Annotated in this window: 16 protein-coding genes and 1 pseudogene; 7 read left to right on the top strand and 10 right to left on the bottom strand. The window is 37.5% G+C overall.

Going from position 1 to position 19438, the window contains the following annotated elements; all coding sequences use genetic code 11:
• Positions 1-171 precede the first annotated feature (171 nt).
• The 5 genes from HPY74_13560 to HPY74_13540 form a co-directional block, all read right to left on the bottom strand.
• Positions 172-1044: an endonuclease/exonuclease/phosphatase family protein gene (locus tag HPY74_13560; protein ID NSW91675.1), complete on the bottom strand. Its 873-nt coding sequence runs from the start codon at positions 1042-1044 to the stop codon at positions 172-174.
• Positions 1045-1121: 77 nt separating this feature from the next.
• The gene (locus HPY74_13555) at positions 1122-2522 is read right to left on the bottom strand and encodes a sulfatase-like hydrolase/transferase (GenBank protein NSW91674.1); all 1401 of its coding nucleotides are present in this window, start codon (positions 2520-2522) and stop codon (positions 1122-1124) included.
• A gap of 110 nt (positions 2523-2632) precedes the next feature.
• Positions 2633-6838 (bottom strand): hypothetical protein, encoded by a 4206-nt coding sequence (locus HPY74_13550; protein ID NSW91673.1) that lies wholly within the window; start codon positions 6836-6838, stop codon positions 2633-2635.
• Between the two features lie 212 nt (positions 6839-7050).
• Positions 7051-7422: a toxin-antitoxin system HicB family antitoxin gene (locus tag HPY74_13545; protein NSW91672.1), complete on the bottom strand. Its 372-nt coding sequence runs from the start codon at positions 7420-7422 to the stop codon at positions 7051-7053.
• A gap of 3 nt (positions 7423-7425) precedes the next feature.
• Positions 7426-7665 (bottom strand): toxin HicA, encoded by a 240-nt coding sequence (locus HPY74_13540; GenBank protein NSW91671.1) that lies wholly within the window; start codon positions 7663-7665, stop codon positions 7426-7428.
• A gap of 414 nt (positions 7666-8079) precedes the next feature.
• On the opposite strand from HPY74_13540, the gene HPY74_13535 reads away from it, so the two are divergent.
• The 7 genes and pseudogenes from HPY74_13535 (at position 8080) to HPY74_13505 (ending at position 13291) form a co-directional block, all read left to right on the top strand.
• The gene (locus tag HPY74_13535; protein NSW91670.1) at positions 8080-8772 is read left to right on the top strand and encodes a hypothetical protein; all 693 of its coding nucleotides are present in this window, start codon (positions 8080-8082) and stop codon (positions 8770-8772) included.
• Positions 8765-9091 (top strand): transcriptional regulator, encoded by a 327-nt coding sequence (locus HPY74_13530; protein ID NSW91669.1) that lies wholly within the window; start codon positions 8765-8767, stop codon positions 9089-9091. Before HPY74_13535 ends, HPY74_13530 begins: the two co-directional genes overlap by 8 nt.
• A 112-nt stretch (positions 9092-9203) precedes the next feature.
• Positions 9204-10057, top strand: a pseudogene (locus HPY74_13525) (ABC transporter ATP-binding protein).
• A gap of 2 nt (positions 10058-10059) precedes the next feature.
• On the top strand, positions 10060-11172 hold the full coding sequence (locus HPY74_13520; protein ID NSW91668.1) for an ABC transporter permease: 1113 nt from the start codon (positions 10060-10062) through the stop codon (positions 11170-11172).
• Positions 11172-12194 (top strand): ABC transporter permease, encoded by a 1023-nt coding sequence (locus HPY74_13515; protein NSW91667.1) that lies wholly within the window; start codon positions 11172-11174, stop codon positions 12192-12194. Before HPY74_13520 ends, HPY74_13515 begins: the two co-directional genes overlap by 1 nt.
• 508 nt (positions 12195-12702) lie before the next feature.
• Complete coding sequence (locus tag HPY74_13510; GenBank protein ID NSW91666.1) at positions 12703-12966, top strand: toxin-antitoxin system protein; 264 nt, start codon at positions 12703-12705, stop codon at positions 12964-12966.
• Entirely contained in the window at positions 12953-13291 is a 339-nt protein-coding gene (locus tag HPY74_13505) for a type II toxin-antitoxin system PemK/MazF family toxin (protein ID NSW91665.1), read from the top strand. The genes HPY74_13510 and HPY74_13505 overlap by 14 nt, the downstream gene beginning before the upstream one ends.
• 116 nt (positions 13292-13407) lie before the next feature.
• Here the strand turns inward: HPY74_13505 and HPY74_13500 are convergent, their stop codons facing one another.
• From HPY74_13500 to HPY74_13480, 5 genes are all read right to left on the bottom strand, one after another.
• Entirely contained in the window at positions 13408-14211 is an 804-nt protein-coding gene (locus tag HPY74_13500) for an HAD family phosphatase (protein NSW91664.1), read from the bottom strand.
• Positions 14212-14266: 55 nt separating this feature from the next.
• A complete protein-coding gene (gene htpG / locus HPY74_13495; GenBank protein ID NSW91663.1) occupies positions 14267-16171 on the bottom strand; it encodes a molecular chaperone HtpG in 1905 nt (634 codons plus the stop codon).
• Positions 16172-16329: 158 nt separating this feature from the next.
• Positions 16330-17142 (bottom strand): metal ABC transporter permease, encoded by an 813-nt coding sequence (locus tag HPY74_13490; protein NSW91662.1) that lies wholly within the window; start codon positions 17140-17142, stop codon positions 16330-16332.
• 1 nt (position 17143) lies between these two features.
• Positions 17144-17935, bottom strand: a complete 792-nt coding sequence (locus tag HPY74_13485; protein NSW91661.1) for a metal ABC transporter ATP-binding protein — start codon at positions 17933-17935, stop codon at positions 17144-17146.
• 52 nt (positions 17936-17987) lie between these two features.
• Complete coding sequence (locus tag HPY74_13480) at positions 17988-18965, bottom strand: zinc ABC transporter substrate-binding protein (GenBank protein ID NSW91660.1); 978 nt, start codon at positions 18963-18965, stop codon at positions 17988-17990.
• Positions 18966-19438: the final 473 nt, after the last annotated feature.

Raw genomic sequence — 19438 nt, 5'->3', positions numbered from 1 at the left:
AATTTTCTTATCCTTGCTATATACACCTGTTTCCATATTTTTATTATAACATGCTGCTCTTAAAAAAACCAGCCCTTTTTTAAAATATGCTCTATTGCTGTATAAAAAATTTTATGAAGAGGCCCTTCGAATTATTAAGGACGAATTATTTTGTGTCAAAATAATCCGCTATTATAGGATTAAATCCGCAACCACCGGCATATGGTCCGAAGGGTACCACCCGTCCCATGTATCTGAAAGAATACCATGTTGTAATACTTTGATATCGTTTTTTATAAAAATAAAGTCTATGCACATTTCAACATTAAACTTGTCCAAAGTACTTTTAAAGTGTTTAAATTTCTTCATTAACCTAAAAAGCCTGGTTGCTTTATAATTATGATAAGTTATTGTAGGCCCATGATGACTGTAAACAGACTCCATGCGGGCATCCCGCAAATTTTTGTATTCTGAGTCTTTGTTTCTGTAGTCTGTCAGAATTCTATATGTTTCGCTTCTTTCATTACAATTGAAATCTCCGGTAACTATAACAGGAAAATCTTTACCTATTTCTTGTATTTTCCTTAATAGTAAATGTGCGCTTTTCCGTCTTGCGTTAAAGCCTACATGGTCAAAATGGGTATTGAAAAGAAAAAACCTTTTTTCGGTAACTTTATCTCGAAACTCTGCCCACGTTACTATACGTTTACATACAGCATCCCAACTTCTGCTGCCGGGTATGCCGGGAGTTTTCGACAGCCAGAAATTACCTGAAGTCAGAACCTCTAAGCGCTCCCTTAAATAAAATATAGGCGTAAACTCACCTTTATCAATTCCGTCTTCCCTGCCGACTCCTACCCATGCATAATTGGGAAGAAGCTTTGCCAAATCATCAAGCTGATTTTTTAAAACTTCCTGGAGCCCTGCAACATCAACCCGATGAAAACGTATTATGCTTGCCACCATTTCTTTTCTATATTTCCATGGATTATTCTTATCTTCAGTGTTATCATAATGAATATTGAATGTCATACACCTTATAGTTTCATAATTTATGTCAAACATACGCATTTATTACCTTTCAATTTTTTAATGTAATAATTATTTTTATAGTTTACCCAAGTTTGATGAATTATTTTATATTAAATCTTTTTACCCCCTATCAGCTGAGTCTTGAGCCATTCGTTTCCGATTACCAATCCGTCTTCATCTTTTATTAATTCCTTATACAGCATATATCTCAATTCTGAAACCAGTTCCTTATATTGAGAATCATATATAACATTATGCAATTCATAAGGGTCATCCTTAAGGTTATATAATTCGTCCACATCCGTTGTATTCCAGATATATTTCCATTCTTTAGTCCTTATCATCCTTTGTGTATACAGGCCGAATTGCTGGCCGTTATAAGTTGATACAGCATAATTTCTCCAATCATTTACCATTTCACCTCTTAGCAAAGGTAAAAGTGATTTCCCCTGAAAAAAGTCCTTTTTATTTATATTGGCAACATCAAGTATTGTTGGAGGAATATCGAGAGAATGGCATATAAAATCACTGCATACAGTACCGCTTTCAACGGTACTAGGCCATCTTACAATCAAAGGCACCTTGACTATATCGTCATAAAGTACATAATGTTTATCTATCATCCTATGAGAGCCACACATGTCTCCATGGTCTGACGTATATATTACTACAGTATCCTCCGCTAATCCAAGTAAATCCAATTTATTGATAATTTTACCGATAGCATCATCCATCTGGCTAATTATACCATAATACCTGGCAACAATGGGTGCCCAATCGTCCCAAGTAAAATTCTCTATATTCCAGCTGTATAACTGCTGTTTTTGTATATAGGGCTTGTTTTCAAAGTTCTCTTCAAAACTTGGCCACATCGGAATAGCCGAAGGGTTATACATGCAGGCAAAAGGTTCTGATGGCCTGCAGGGCAAATGTGGTTCGGAAAAATCAAGGCTAATGAGCCAGGGTCGGCTGTCAGCTGCATACCTTTCCATCATTTGTATGGTTTTGTCTGCCAGCCAATGTGTATGGGAATGTTCAAGTAGTGCGGCATCAATCTCTCCAAAAAACCCATTAGTAAATTTTATGCAAGGATATTTATCCTTGCGAAAATCCCTATATTCAGCATCAGACACATAATCATCAAATCCATAATAATCAGGGCCGTATTCAGGACTTATACTCCACTTACCCACATGCCCTGTACGGTACACATGCTCCTTTATATCTTTCACCCAGGTATAATCGTTTGGACTTAATGTTGAAACTTTTAACCCGTTATTATAGTTCCATAGGGCACCAAAAGTTTCAGGGCGCCTTCCGTTTAACATCGACTGCCTGGCAGGGCAACATACCGGTATAGGTGTATATGCATTGGTAAACCACATACCCTGTTCGGCCAACCTGTCAATATTTGGAGTATGTATAGGGTAAATATTGCTGTAGCCTATACAATCATAGCGATGTTGGTCGGCTAATATAAGCAAAATATTGGGCAATATTTTAGATGGCATATTTTCCCTCCTTTAAAAGTCAGTTAATATACTGTCTTCATAATATATTGTCGTCATAAATAAGAATAATATATTTTCATTCCCCACAGCTATCCTCCAATTTCCGCTCTTTATTCCTCTATATCCACTTCGTCATATTCCTTCCTGACCTTGTCGACTATACGCTGCAATGCACGTGCAAATTCATCGACAGTAACCGTCTTATACCCGGAATTCGCTATTTCCGATTGTATCTGTGTATACAATGTGCGGAATCCTATTTTCTTCTTTACCTTTACCTCAACTTCTGGCTGTTTCTTTACTGCAACGCTCTCAATCAAGTATGCATTAATGTGTTTTGACAGTCCGGTTAATAGGTGAATTACCGTCTCACTGTTATCATCTTTTATAGCCTCAAAACCCATTTTCAGATATCTTTTAAGGTTTTCCCAATTTTGCAGGAGCAAGCAGGTATTAGTTGTACCTGTACCAGCTGCGTCTGCACCGGATTTACCCGTGCCGGCTGCACCTGTACAAACGGTATCTGCACCCATTTCTCCAACAGTTTTTAAGTAATCGCTCAAAGTCATACTGCGCTCATCAACCTTTTCATCAAGAAAAAGTAGCCGCGTGATATGGTTTCCACCAATATTACTTATCTGCTTCCGGATAGATTCCTCCATATGTCGTACCAGCTGCGCCTGCTCCAGCAAACCCGCCAAGCCGGCCAGAAAACCGATACAAGAGCAATTTAAAGGCTCATTATCAATTTGCACCGGTTGACGGTTGCAAGCCTTTATCCCGCGCAATTCATTGCGTATGTCTGAGATTTTTTTAATATTTTTAAAGTTAATGCTTTCAAAGGCCTCTATCAATTTTGCCGCAGGGCTGTCAAGCAGCGTATGCAGTTTTTCTGCTTTCTTAATGACTTCTGCATGGAGCTCAATAAACGCTTTATTATAACCAATGATAAGTTTGTGAAGCTTGCCTTCAACTTCTTTAAGAATATCGGGTGAGAAAATATTATTTGAGATCTCTTTTTTAAGCATATCAAAATCGCCTGTAATTTCAAAATAAGCTGTTTTCAGCTCGTTAATATCGCCTGTGAACTCAAAATGAGTTGTTTTCAGTTCTTCAATATCACCTGCATTCTCATAATAAGCTGTTTTTAACTCTTCATAGCCTTCCTGAATACTCTCCAGATTTCTCATATTACTTAGATTCGTATCTATTCGCCTTATGGAATCAAGGCAGGTGCTCAGCTCTGCCAGGAATACAAAAAACCCGTCAAAGCACTCAAATGCTGCAGAATCATTATTTATTCCACACACCTTCCGTGGCAGCTGTGTAAATGCTTCCATGTAGTCTACAGGATTTTTCACGGTTCTAAGGTCAAAGAGCGCTTTCATCAACTCAAGGAGCGTATTATTCTTTACACCGGAATTTTCCAAACGTCCCTCCAGGCCTTCCAGTATAATCTTCACATCAGAGATATCTGCAGCTATCAATGAATGTACAGCTTCATCACTTTGTGGCACCTCAGGTTCAAAATTCCTGGCAGCGCATCGTCCGTTAATCCTGCAAAAAACAGTCCACACTTTTTTTACATCAGCTTTTAATTCCAGTGGTGCAGTTCTTACTTTTTCCAGAGCATATCCTGCCGAATTTATAAGTGCTATGCTCATTTTGTTAAGCTGCATGGCCTGTCCTCTATATGTTATAGCCAGCTGGTTAGCTGCTACTGCCGCAGCAATGTAAAGCTCGGTCATGTAATCGGGCAGACCGTAAGGAGCTTTCTCAAGCAGGGTAAAGACTTCCTTTACCGGTCTTGAAGTATCGTTTACAATATTCCATATTTCAAAAGATTCCGGGTTATTCTCCTCTTCGGGTATCTTAAGCCTTGCAGAATATCCCGATCCACTCCGTTCAACCTTAACCATATCAAGAGGACGTAGCACTTCCATTATAAGCTTGTCCAACTCAGAAGAATAGTTTACAGGTATATTTGTTTTTTCACCAAACATGAAAAAATTCTCTACCAGCATGTGAATGGAATTCTTGCCTCGAATGGCCTCGGCATCAACTCTTGGGAACTTGCTGTAATGTCTTTTCAACAGGAATTTGTACAGCTCCTCAAGAGTTGAGAAGTTTTCTTCAACAATACTATCATTGAAGATAAAGGTAAAATTAAATGTATTTCCGAATTTCTTTATTTCATAATCCACTATTTTCTCTATGGGTTGCAATATTTTCTTCAAAGTTTTTCTGCCGTTTTCATCAATACTGCCTGATTTCTCCATATTCTTGGCAGCAGTAAAAAACCTGAGATCTTTTTCAAAATTATATGGGAAACTTTTGGGTACGGCCACGCAAATATTTGCAGGAGCTTTGGCAAGCATTGCTTTCACCGATTCTACAAAATCCTTTCCAATCTTATCATTAAAATCGGGTATAACAAACAAAAGTTTACCATCCTTATCAATATTAGATATTTCCTGGTTGATAGCCTTTAAAAGATCCGCAGGTCTGTATATAATACCCCTAAGGTCTTTCCTCACAGGCAGCAAATCCCGGGAGGGATTAATGTTATATGTTTTTCGTATACAGACAGCAGAACTATATTCCTCCAGTAAGCTCAAAAGGGCGCCATATGGCTCAATTTGCAATGCATCCCTTTCCAAAACCGCTGAAAGATCGGCCACTGTGTTCCCTGTTGCAATAAACTCAAAACGGTATTCTTTTTCGTAAAAAACAATATTGGATACCGGATTGGCGCTCATTTCCTTAAGAAAAGTATCGATCTGTCTTATGTCGTCTACGCCCAATATAAAGGCTATGTCTTTTGAGGAAAGCCTTGAGTCGGAATCTTCTCCGGCTGATACATGAGCTATAACAAGAGCTTTTATTACGTCTTTCTCCAACTCGGTCCTGCAAAAGGACATACAACGGAGTGCGCTGTCCTTAAGAATTGCGTTGCGTTCAGATATAGTATCTATAAAATAGTTATAAATATCCCCTGTTGTAATCAGGTTAAGCCGTCCATCTTTAATCACCGGCTCCCTGAGTTTTCTGTTCACCGTCTCGGCAAAAAATGAAAAGATGGTCCTTTCATTCTGGGCAAACTTGCTCGAAACGCTGATAATGCTGTTCACCGTATGGGGATGGATTGGGTAGACTTTCGCCATATTGGGATACCGGATGGGAAGCGCTCCGAAATATTCGCGGTATTTTCCCTGTAGAGCGGCAAATTTACCCTTATCTACTACAAGAATATTCTCTACAAGGTTTGCGCTGTTATTAAAGCTCAATGTCATTTCGGAAAACCTTCCCCTTACCTTTTGAATTTCTTCGGCCGTGTTCATTACATTACCCAACACCCTGCCTATATCTATATGCATGGAACAGATAAAAAACAAGTCCTGTCCCTCCCTTGGAACCGTAAGCTGTGCCAGAGACTGTATCGCAGCAAGGTCCGTGGTTATCCTCCCATCCTCGATGGAAGCGCTTATGTAGGCAGAAAACTCGTCAAAAAGAATCACTATGCCCTTATAATCCTTGCCTTTTATATACGAAGACGCTGAGCGCAGGAACTCTTCCAGTGAATCAAAGCCCTCATCTATCTTATGTCTGGTGATGGACTCAATGATCTCCCGGTATTTTTTAATGCCTTGCCTTTTTGAAGCCTTCAAACTCTCAATAAGGGAATCGTATGACATTGATCTGCTCACAAGAGCATCTTCAAGCAATTTTGAAAATATGGGGTCTTTCTTATACTCTTCCAGTTTGCGTACAGCAATACCATAGCTATCATAAAAATCTGTTTCTCCAAGAGCCTCTTGTATTCTGGAAACGACTCTTTTCTGAACAAGTTCGTTAAAGTGCATGTCTGCATTCTTTACACCGTCAATTCGAACAACCATATATTTTGCGCCGCTCTGCTTCAAACTGTCCATATGAAACCGTATCCCATCAAACACACTAAATTTGTTATACAACTCATTAAAAAGCTCATCATTTCCCAGGGATTCCAGAAGAGCACTCACCATAAGCAGAAAATAGGATTTGCCGGTACCGTACTGGCCCCTCAATATGTATGCTCTCGGGTGTATTTCAGCATCAAGTATATTACCTTCCCTGAGGGCTTTCCTTTCATGCCTTTTCAGTGTGAAGCTTTCAAATACCTTCTCAAAATGCCCGGCCAGTTCATCAGTGACGATATAGCTGTCGATCAGGTTCAGGTTGCCTTTGTCCCCCAGTGATTCCGCCCACTGAAGATCAACTACAGGGGCAAATTTTTTGAGTTTTACGACACTTCCAATAAGTTCAAATTGAGTCATATATACCATCCCCTCCGGATAATATATTAACATATTTGCCACCAAATAGGAATAATATTCCGATAAAGATGCGCATTTTCTATTTATAACCAATATAATGACAGAAACATATTGACCGGAATGCTTTCCGCCTGTATTTTTCTTATCCTGAAATCTTCTGCAAAAAAAGCGCTCACCATGGTGAGCGCTTCAGTAATTTTTGTTTTCAGGCTTTATTGCCTGTTTTCAACAGGAAAACTGCTGTTTTTACTAAGAAGGTACAGGCAGTATTGGTTCATGCTGATACCTTCCTGCTTTGATTTTTCAGCCAATTCTTTGTGGAGGGATTTGGGAAGGCGAAGCTTGAACTGCCCGGAATAATTCTCCAGTGCGTTAGGCTCCGGTATTTCATATCCGCTTTCCAATGCCGCCATCAGCCACTGTTTTTTTGCATCCTCAAGCATTTCCATCCCCTTTTCCAAATTGTCGGCACAGGTCAAACAGCCTTTGAGTTCAGGAATCGACAACAAATACCCACCTTCCCTTTCGTCCTTAACAATTTCAATCTTATAGTTCAAGCCCATGTAATATTCCAAATTCTTCACAGCTCATTCCTCCTCGCTTTCGATAATATCCTTGACCAGCTTGACATACACAAGCTTTATGGGTTCATTCTCGGGGATGGTGACAGGCGGTTTTCCCTGCTTTCTGAAAGTCCAATGACTGCTGCCACTGCCCGGCTTTCTGCCCTCGTAACCGTAACTTTCCAAGATCCTTTTAAGCTCTGCAAACCTTACATCCCTTGACAGCTCGGTTATTTTACTTAATAGCTTTTCCCATTTTGACAAGCTTATCACTTTCTCTAATATATTATATAATGGTGTCATATGTGGTGTCAAGTATTTTTAATTTAAAAAGGAGACTGCTAACGCTATAAGCAAAAACCAGTTCAATATTATCGCGGCTACTATAAGGAGATTTATTGATATGTTTATTATGGTTTCACCGGATTTAAAATTTTGTTTATGTATTTATTAGGTATTTATTATTATGTAGTAATAATATACCATAATAATTAGTCCTACCTTAACATAACATTAGAATTTCATTAGAATTTGTTATTTTACGGATTGAATCCCAAACTCACATTAAAGATAAAAAATTTAAATTCCCTCCTTTACAAATATCATAAACTACTATATAATATAAATTAGTTTATAATATAAACTTATTTATAATTTTAATAAGGAGGTTTTATTAGAATGGCAAGTTCAAACAATTTGCCCAATAATCAGCTTGAAGAACTTATAAGAGAGCTTAAAACCATTAAAGATACTATAAGGAAGAGTAACAGTATTTGGAAGTACGTATATGTTTCATCCGCCATGAGGACTGTCTGGCTTGCTGCAGGGATTTTTGCCACACTAATATCAGGTGCGTTTTACCTGGCGATTAATAAATATGGCTCATATAATGCTGTACCGGCAGGTTTAAAATGGGTATTATACATTTTTCTTTCCTTATTCATCTTGATTATAGGGGCAATGAAGATTCTAAGGATTATGAAAAGTGTTCGAAAGGTTAAATCCGATGCAACTTTATACAATTTAATAGATGAAATATATACTGCCCGGACAATCCCCGTAATGCTTTCTTTTCTCATTGCAATTATACTATCCCTGGTGTTTCTTTCGTACAGGGAAATACCCCAGTATATTCCTTCCATACTGGCAATTTTGTTTGGCCTTTTGTGTAATGCCTTTATGAACATATTTTATCTTGACGAATTGCCGGTATGCGGGGACTGGTTGCTGCTGACAGGCTTTTTATCGCTTTTTCTTTCCAATACAATAAATCCCTTATTAGCCGTTATCATAACTTTTGGGGCAGGGTTTATTTTAACATATTTTGCAAGCCTGTTTTTTACAAAGAAGAAGGTGGATTCCGATGGGTGATACGGAAAAAGGCAGGTTTTCAATAGATAAAATAATACACGAAAGGGTCAGGCTCTTAATACTTACTTACCTTGCCTCCGCTAAAGAAAAGCACATACCCTTCAACGAGATAAAAAATAGTCTTGATGTAACTGCAGGAAATCTTTCCATACAGCTTAAAAACCTTGAAGAAGTAGGTTACGTCAAAATACAAAAGAAAATAAAAGGCAGAAAACCCCTTACCCTGGTATCCCTGACCCACGAAGGGCTCACAGCATTGGAAAACTATATAAATGAAATGGAAGAAATAATTGCAGCTATCAAGGGAAAGCAAAAATAGGCTTTTACTTTTAATTAATTGGAAATAAAAAGTAGACTGTTAATTTAATTGAGCAAGTTATCATTACAATAAAACCTGTTTAACAAACCATTAAGATGGGAGATGAAGTTTTATGATTACTGTTAAAAACCTTTACCATGATTACAACGGCCAGGGACATTATGCCGTAAAAGATGTATCTTTTCATATTGACAATGGAGAGATTTTCGGGTTTTTAGGTCCCAACGGTGCAGGCAAAAGCACGGTGCAAAATATTATGACGGGCCTCCTTAAGCTGCAAAAAGAGAAATTGAATATGACGGAGTGTCTATAAGGGAACTTAAACCTTCATTTTTCAACAAAATAGGCGTATCCTTTGAACACCCCAACCTTTATGCAAAGCTTACGGGATATGAAAACCTCAAGTATTTTGCAGGTCTCTTCGATGTCCCCGTGCAAGACCCCATGAAACTTCTGCAGCGGGTAAACTTGGCAGATGCAGCTCACAAAAAAACCGGGGCATATTCCAAGGGCATGAAACAGAGGCTTGTTTTTGCCAGGGCGTTAATAAACAATCCAGAAACCCTATTTCTGGATGAGCCCCTTGCAGGCCTTGATCCCAATACGTCCATTTTAATTAAGGAAATAATCAAAGATCAGAAGAAAAAGGGCTGCACCATTTTCCTGACCACCCACAACATGTTTGTTGCAGACGAACTATGTGACAAGGTGGCCTTTATAAATGAAGGTGAAATTGTTGCAATGGATTCCCCCAGGAATTTAAAGCTAAAATACGGGGAAAAATCTGTAAAGGTTGAATATCTTGAGGATGATAAGCTAAAAAGTGAAATCCTGTTTTTGGAAAACCAGGAAGACAAAAGTCGTCTCAACACCATACTCAACACAAAAAACATACAGACAATCCATTCAAGAGAAGCTAGCCTTGAGGAAATATTTATCAAGCTTACGGGAAGGGGGCTGGCATAGCAATGAAAAAGCTGTATAGCTTATTTATGCAGGATTTTTCCATAGCATTGCGAAACTCAATGATGTGGCTTGTAATAATTATGATAGTGCTAATGGCAGTAACCGTGAAGTTTTTAATACCTGATAATTTGGAAGATGATGAAGTAATATACTTTTATGACAAGAGTGAAAATGCCATGCTCAAAACCATCATCGAAAATATAACCGGTACTCCCGGCAATAATGGCAATAATGAAGATAATAAGGATGATAACAATGGATACAATAAAGAGACTAACGAAAACGAAGGGAGTATATTTTTAAACAGTGAAGAGGAATTGGAGAAGGCAGTTAAGGAAAACAGGAACAGCATCGGTATAATTTTTGAAGGGAACATTCAAAATCCTCATTTTACCGTGATTACACAAACTCCTTTAAAAGAGGAAAATGCCAACGTTGTTAAAGCGTCCCTGGAAAATATGATTGCCGGCATATCCGGCCTTGACAGAGCACAGAACTATAAACTTGAGTTTATTAGGGAACAATCGGAACCCGTTTCTTTAAAGCTCTTTTCCGTACCCGGCATTCTTGTATTTGAAGTATTAATCCTGGGTTTCATGCTTGTAGCAGTGTTTATCTACCAGGAAAAGAGCGAAGGGAGCATAAAGGCCTATAGGATAAGTCCGGGAGGCACTTCACTATATATATTGTCAAAAACACTGGTCTTTGTAGTTCTTGGCCTGATTTACGGTACGTTCTTTGTAATTACAACGATAGGGTTCCCGGCTAACTACCTTAAATTTGCAGCCGTAGTAATCCTCGGCACTGCTCTATATACTTTTTTGGGATTTATTGTAGCCGTTTTTTACAACAGTCTGTCTAAATGGTTGTTCCCTGGAGTTTTGGTGCTTGTATTAAATATGCTTCCCATATTATCAAGTTTAATGCCTGCTTTTGCTCCGGAGTATATTAAATGGATACTGTCATATCCGGTAATTTCAGGCATGAATGAAATTCTTTTTCCTACGGGAAAACCCCTGGGAAGCTTTTTCGCATACCTGGTTATTTTAAACATTGCATTCTATATGGTATGCCATATCCTGGTTCATAAAAAGCTCATGAAGGAGGGAAGGTAATGAAAACAAGAACGAGTATAATTAATAGGATTAAGTGCATAGTATTTAAAGATATAACATCTGCCCTGCGAGATAATATTCTTGCTTATACACTTGCCGCTCCATTGATTATATCATTAATTCTTAAGTTTATAATACCCTCTGTTGAAGAGGCAAAACTTAAATTTATCGTTGACGAAAACCTTGATGCCAATCTTATAGCCAGGATTGAAATGTATGGGGACGTGGAATTAAATAAAGGAGTCAACAGAATAATAGAGCGGGTTGAAGGCAATGACCATGTCCCGGGGATTTACATTGAGGATGGTAAACCGGTTATCCTTTTTGAAGGGAATGAACCCTCTCACCTCGTTGAAACTTATAAAGCTGCATTTGAAAGCGCAATTTACGGTGTAGATATTATTGGTTTTAATCACAGTAGCCTTGATAAAACAAATTCAACTTTATCCGAAATACTGGCCATGTGTGTCGTAATGATGACAATATTTATCGGCGGCACTATTGAAGGATTCAATATTGTAGAAGAAAAAGATACCAATTCAATCAGGGCTGTTTCGGTATCGCCTGTTAAAACATGGGAATATGTCTTTGCAAGGGGATTGCTTGCAGTAATAATAAGCATCGTGGTTGCTATTACAAGTGCTCTAATACTATCAGGCTTTTCTATTAATTACTTTAAGCTTGTAGCAGCACTGTTCCTATCCGGGGCGTTAACGACATCAATATGCCTTGCAGTTGGCGGATTTGCAAGCAACCAGATTACCGCAATAGCAGTTCTTAAAATTGCCATGCCTGTTTATGTTGGCTTACCCTTCCTGTCACTCTTTGCTCCGGATAAATTGCGGGTTTTATTCTATATTCTGCCTAATTACTGGCAGTTCCAGGCCTTTAAAAACGTGTTTAATATTGCGTCGACAAATGATTTTGGCTTCTGGTTTTCATCAGGACTTACACTGGTTTTAAGCTCCATATTACTGCTTGTTTTAATCCGGGTTTTAAGAAGAAGGCTAATATTGAGGTAAAAGCCCGGGGCACCGGAGAGATAACCTGAGAGATAAAAGAGCTAATGAGCTTATCTATCTTAAAAAATGATAGCATGAAAGGAGGTTTTGAACAATGGAATGGTATTGGTGGGTATTAATTGCCATAGGCGTAATAGTATTAGGCTATATTAAGCTTAAGGTAATGAAAAAAATGTTCGGGAAAAAAGGCGGCAATTCTACGGAAACAGATGAGGAATAAGGTTATCCGGCCGCGAAGCCGCTGACTTCAGACTATATTGTAGGCATATTGTGTAGGCACTTCCACATTATAGGCAGTGATTCACAATACAAGTATAAGGTAAAGGTAACCCTCCCCCTCCACCTCCCCCTCCCCCTCCACGTTAAGTACAAAAGGTCACCTTTATTGCATGACTAAAGTCATTTATTACGCCTTATATTCCGGAGAAGCTTAAAAAGCATTGACTAACTAATAAGTCATTGTGTATACTAATAGGTAGATAATACAATCTACAGGAGAGTGATATATATGAAAGATACAACCACTATTAGAGTAAGCAGGGATGTTTACAATGCTATAAAGTATTTGGCAAAGCAGACGAATGAAAACATGCAGGATATAGTTGAAAATGCAGTTAATGAATATAAAAAAAGAAGATTTTTTGAAGAGATGAATAATGCTTATGCAAAGTTGAAATCAGATCCAAAGGCCTGGGATGAAGAAAAGAAGGAAAGAGAATTATGGGATATTACCTTATCGGATGGATTGGAGACTGAATATGAAGGCAAATAGAGGTGAGATTTGGTTAATTGATTTAAACCCTGTTATAGGACATGAACAAGCTGGAATACGTCCTGCATTAATTGTGTCGGATAATCTGTTCAATCATAGTTTAGCTGAAATGGTTATAGTATTGCCTATCACCAGCAAAGCTAAAGGTATACCGTCGCATATAATGATTGATTATGAGTTCCTGAAATGTAGAAGCTATATTAAAACAGAAGATATACGTGCCGTATCTTCACAGAGATTGATAAAAAAACTCGGAGAAGTGGATTTTAACGTATTAGAAGCAGTAGAAGAGCATTTAAAATTATTATTAGGATTTAAACAGTAGATTAAGTAGATTAATAAGTATCGCCATCCATGGCGATTCTGAGTATAGGCTAACAGCTTGCTAGCCGAATATTTTCCCCCCATTCAGGTAATAAAATGTTTATAATTTTCAATTTTTTATACAGTATCCAACACAAATTTATAAATCACATGGGCCAACCCGTTTTCATCATTTGTCAGGGTTACGTAATCCGCTCTCTCCTTAATTTCATTGCTCGCATTCCCCATGGCAACGCCAAGGCCTGCATATTCTATCATTGACAGGTCGTTAAATCCGTCTCCTACCGCTATCATCTCGCTTCTGTCAATTCCAAAATACTCCCCTATCTTTTCCATTGCCTTTGCTTTTGATGCATTTTTATCAACAAATTCCAGAAAATATGGCTGCGAGGTGTGATAATTTATATTGCGACTTATATATTTACCAATATCTTTTTGATACTTTTTTATTGTTTCCACTTCGTCATACCAGAGTATTTTTAATACACCCTGTGAAATAGTCTCTTCCACATCCTCCATTAAAACGGGCATAACGCCGGATATCTTACTGTATTCATATGCCCTTTCATTTAATCTATTTGCAAACAATTTATTGTCAGCCCACACCATTATACTTGTACCGTATTTCTCACCTAAATCAATTACTTCCCTGGCATCTTTTGGGTCCATGGTACACTGGTACAATACTTCTTTAGATTTCCCCATAATAACCATTGCACCGTTATATGTAATAACAGGGAGATCCAGATCCAGCTTGTCAATAAAGGCCTGCACTCCCTGTACAGGCCTACCTGTTGAAATTGTAAATATTAAACCTTTTTCTACTCCAAGTCTTATTGCCTTTTCAGTTTCTTCAGTAAGGTTCCCTTTACTGTCCAGCAGTGTGCCGTCTATATCAACAGCCATAAGTTTATAAGCCATCAAAATGCTCCTTCCTAATTTCTTGATTGTACTGGATGAATAAATCATCCTTAAATTAAATCATTTTTTCTGCTATTCTTTCCAAAATCATGTTGCTTCGCTCTATAAATTTCGTCATATTACCAGGTTCAAGTTGTTTATGCCCCATCATTGCCAAATCATAGATTTGCTGGCAAATCATAAGCACATCATCTTTTCTGTCTTCCTTATCTTTCAAGTTAAGTATGACTTTAATCAGGTTGTTATTTCTATTAAGCACCAGCGTCTCTTCTTTGGGGAACATACTACTCATATCTTTCCCGCCAAAGAACCTGCTTAAATCCTGCATTCTTCTTGAATGTTCAGAGAGAAGTATTATTCCAGGTATATTTAAAGCTTTAAGGCTTTCTACCTTTACGTTTAATTTTTCATCTCCTATAGCCTCTTTAAATAAGCTCTCCAGCGCTTCCTGTGCCTTTTTTAAGTCCTCTGCGCTCTCTCCTTCAGAATCTTTATCTTTCATGCTTTCCGAAATATCGGAGTCTACTCTGCTAAATGTCACACCCTTTTCATTCATTTCAAGGAATTGTATAAAGTGGTTATCAATAAGGTTATCAAGTATAACTGCCTCCATATCATGTTCATTAAACATTTTTACATACTGTGCTTGCTGTTTTTCATCAGTTACATAGAAAACCTTATTCTCATGCTTTGACTTATTGCGTTCAAGGTAATCCTTTAATGTTATATAATCTCCCCTCGTTGTTTTATAAATAACAATCTCTTTTACCCGTTCAAAAAATTTAGGTTCTTTTATACATCCAAATTTTATAAACGGATTAATGTCATCCCAGTATTTATTATAATTCTCCCTTTCATTTTCAAAAATGGATATTAACTTGTCCGCTACTTTTCTGGTAATATGGGTTGATATTTTTTTAACATAGCCATCATTCTGAAGGAAACTCCTTGAAACGTTAAGGGGTAAATCGGGACAATCTATAGTTCCTTTTAAAAGCATTAAAAACTCAGGGATAACTTCTTTTATGTTGTCTGCGACAAATACCTGGTTGTAATAAAGCTTGATTTTCCCTTCCAAAGGATCAAACTGATTCTTAAGTTTTGGGAAATAAAGTATCCCTTTTAAATTAAAAGGATAGTCCATATTCAAATGTATCCAGAATAAAGGATCACTAAAATCATGAAAGACCTTTTTATAAAACTCTTTATATTCTTCCTCTGTACAATCCGCAGGCTTTTTCAGCCATAGAGGATTTGTATCATTTATCGGTTTTGGTTCTTCATCCTTAATGCTCTCTTTATCTTTTTGTTTTTTCGATTCTGAGGAAGCATTTTCAAAATAAATCTCATACGGCATAAAAGCACAGTACTTTAAAAGAATTTCCCGCATTTTAAATTCGTCAAGGAACTCTTCCCCATCCTCTGATATATACAGGGTAACAGTTGTTCCGCGGGTATTCCTGTCCGATTCATCCATTTCATATTGGGCATCGCCTGAACTTACCCATTTTACAGGTTTTGCGCCCTCAAGGTAAGATAACGTGTCTATTTGCACTTTTTCAGCAACCATAAAGGCTGAATAGAAACCCAATCCAAAATGGCCGATAATTTGGCTTCCTTCATCCATTTTGTCTTTATATTTTTCTATAAAATCCGTTGCACCGGAAAATGCAATCTGGTTAATGTACTTCTTTACTTCTTCGTCAGTCATTCCAATGCCATTATCAATAAACTGAACTGTTTTATTATCTTTATTTACAATGACTTTTATATGGAACTTCTCATCCTCTTCCATCCGGGCTTCCCCGATGGAAACCAATCTCTTGAATTTATTTATGGCATCACTTGAATTTGATACCATTTCCCGTACAAATATATCTTTATCTGAATAAAGCCACTTTTTAATTATTGGTAAAATATTTTCTGTGTGTATTGACAAATTCCCTACTTCACGAGCCATTATCAGAATACCTCCCTTTTTCTTTTATCCCTAGTTATCTATTTTATATTTTTAGGTATAGACTGTCAAGAATAATTTAGCACTCTTCCGTCGAGAGTGCTAACACATAAACTTTATTTTCCACAAGGATAAAATGTATTAAACGCCAAATCATGTAATTATGCTTTTATAATGCCAATTACCTTCTTAACCAGCATAACTGCCAATAACAAGACAACTCCAACCAGCACAATAGTGGCTCCGGGTTTGAAGTCGGCATAATATGAGATAAACAAGCCCAGAACCGTTGAAACCAGTCCAAATATCGCTGAATATATAATCGTCTGCTTATAGCTCTTTGCTACCTGGATAGCTATTGCCACGGGAACAACCATGAGAGAAGAAATTATTAAGGCACCCACAGCCCTGGCGGAAATTGATATTGTAACAGCTGTAATAAGCATAAATATAAAGTTGACTTTATTTACCCGTATACCGGCAAGTTTTGCCGTTTCTTCATCAAAAGTAATATAAAAAAGCTCCCTATAAAGAAAGAAAAAAGTGAATAATACTATAACACTTAATATCACTACAATAATTAACTCGAGCCTGCTTACTGCCACTATACTTCCAAAAAGGAAACCCGTAAAACTGGAGCTGCTTTTGACAAATCCCGATAATATTCCTGCAGTCCCAATTCCTGCAGCCATCATTATTGCCAGGGAGATTTCAGCATACTGGGAAAATGATTTACGTATTTTTTCTATGCCGAATGTAGCCAGCACAGAAAAAGTCACAGCTCCAACTACCGGATTTATACCTGCAACAAGCCCGGCTGCAACACCCGCAAGAGAAATATGGGAAAGTGTGTCACCCATCAAGGAAAGCCTTTTTAAAACTATAACCACGCCTATACAGGGCACAATAACGGATAATAAAATTCCTACAATAAAGGCATTTCTCATAAATTCATACTGGAACAGTTCAAACATGTTAATTTTCATCCTTTCCTGAAATCCTGTAACAGCAACTACTGCATTCACGTCTTCGCATCTGGAAATTTACCCTGTAACCATATAAATCACTTATTAAATTTTCGTTTATTTCTTCCCCGGAATTTAATATAGTAACATTTTTATTCCCTGTAAGAGCTATTTTGTTTGCATGTACAGTTATTGCCCCAATATCATGGGTTACCATTACAACAGTGATTCCCATTTCGCTATTTAATCTTGCAAGGAGGCAGTATACCGCCTCCTCTGACTTCGCATCAATTCCTGATGTGGGTTCGTCCAAGAACATGATTTCCGGATTATTTACAAGCATCCTGGCAATAAACACCCTCTGTTGCTGTCCCCCTGAAAGGTTGCCTATTAGCTCTTTCCCATGGTTTTCCATGCCTACAATTTCCAGGGCATGATATATTCGTTCTTTTAATTGTGCCCTGTATGCAGGCGTTATGCCTTGTTTCCTATATATATTTGCTTTCAATATCTCTTCAACTGTTGCAGGGAAATTAATGTTAACAGCGTTTGCTTTTTGGGAAATATAACCTACTTTGCTCCAATTAGGGAAATTCTTCACATTATGCCCTAATAGTTTAATCTCTCCCTTTATTGGAGAAATAATATTTAACATAAGCTTTATCAAGGTACTTTTCCCCGAACCGTTAGGCCCAACTATCCCTAAATAATCACCCTTATTTACGGAAAAATTTACATTCTCAAGTATCCTGTTTCCATTATAACCAAAGTTTAAATTTTTTACTTCAATAGCTTTTTCCATATGATTACCGCCCAAAACTATATTCTCAAAACTATACTAAATTATAAATTAACTAATTCAATGCCTTCTTCAATACTTCCAGGTTTTCCCTCATAACAGAAAAATAATCTTTTCCTGCCTTAATGTCTTCAGAGCTTAAACTTGCAATTGGATTTAACACCTCAACCTCTGCCCCGGCAGATTTTGCAATTGATTCTGCAACTCTTGGATTAACCATCTTGTCAAAGAATATTATTGTCACCCGGTTTTCTTTTGCAAACTTTGCTACATCTACCATACGGGCACTTGTCGGCTCGGACTCAGCGTCCAAACCCGAAATGGCAATTTGGTTCAAACCATATGCATCACATAGATACCCAAATGCTGCATGTGAAACCACTATGTCTTTCTTCCTGAACCCGGCTGCAGCTTTTCTATATTCATCATCAAGTTTATCTAATTCCTTTGAATAGTACTCATAGTTTTTTTCATAATAACTCCTGTTTACCGGGTCAACTTCAATAAAAGCATCTGCAATTGCCCTCATTTGAACCTTTGCTCTTGCAGGGTCAAGCCATACATGGGGGTCATAAATATGTGCATCTCCATGTCCTTCGTCCTTTCCGCCTGCACTTGCCGTATCGAGTCTTACTTCAAGCAGTTTTACATTTTTAGAAGCTTCTACTGTAACGATATCCTTATTCTTTATAGATCCCAATACTTTATCTATCCATCCTTCCATTCCGGCACCGTTATATATTAATACATCAGCATTTTGTATATTTACAATATCCTTTGGAGATGGTTCCCAGGTATGGGGGTCTGCTCCTGCAGGCAACAGGTTTTTTACAATTACTTTGTCTCCTCCGATTTTACCGGCAAAGTCGTACATAATATAAAAACTGGTACATACAGAAATTTTGCCGCTGTCATCTGTTTTTCCGGCTTTAGAGCCGTCAGCCGCCTTGCAACCTGTGAAATAAACAGCAGTAAACACAAGAAGGATAACTAAAACCATTAACCTGAGAAATTTTATATTTTTTCCAGTCATTTTTCACTTCACACCTCCAAACACAAAATATTTCAAGTATTTTTTATTAATTAACATATGCCAGTATTTTTACTATTAACATTTTAAACCAGATAACTAATTTTTTCAAGATTGCTGACCCTAATAGGGCGCATTTTCAAATTTTGAAGAAAATGCTGGAAGTAACATTTTTGTCCCGAAGTGAATTTACAGGCTCTTAAGACTTGGAGCATTTAGTTACCGGAAGCATTTTCTTCATAAAAAAATAAAATGCGCCCCCTAATACCTCAGAGATGAAGCACGAATTTAAAAGAAAGAGAAAACAAGAGTTATAGAGAGTAGCAAAAAAATATTTTCGCAAAACCGAGTTGGACACGTACAAGATTAGTATTGTATAGTAGACTTGGGGGAGGTAGGTAATCAAGTCATGAACAATACTAATAGAACATTTTCAGGTAGGACATTTAGTCCTGAAGATATAGAAATGATAAAAT

The organism is Bacillota bacterium, from assembly GCA_013314855.1.
Lineage (GTDB): Bacteria > Bacillota > Clostridia > Acetivibrionales > DUMC01 > Ch48.
Note: the sequence above shows the minus strand (reverse complement) of the source record. Positions and strands in the feature narration are given on the sequence as shown.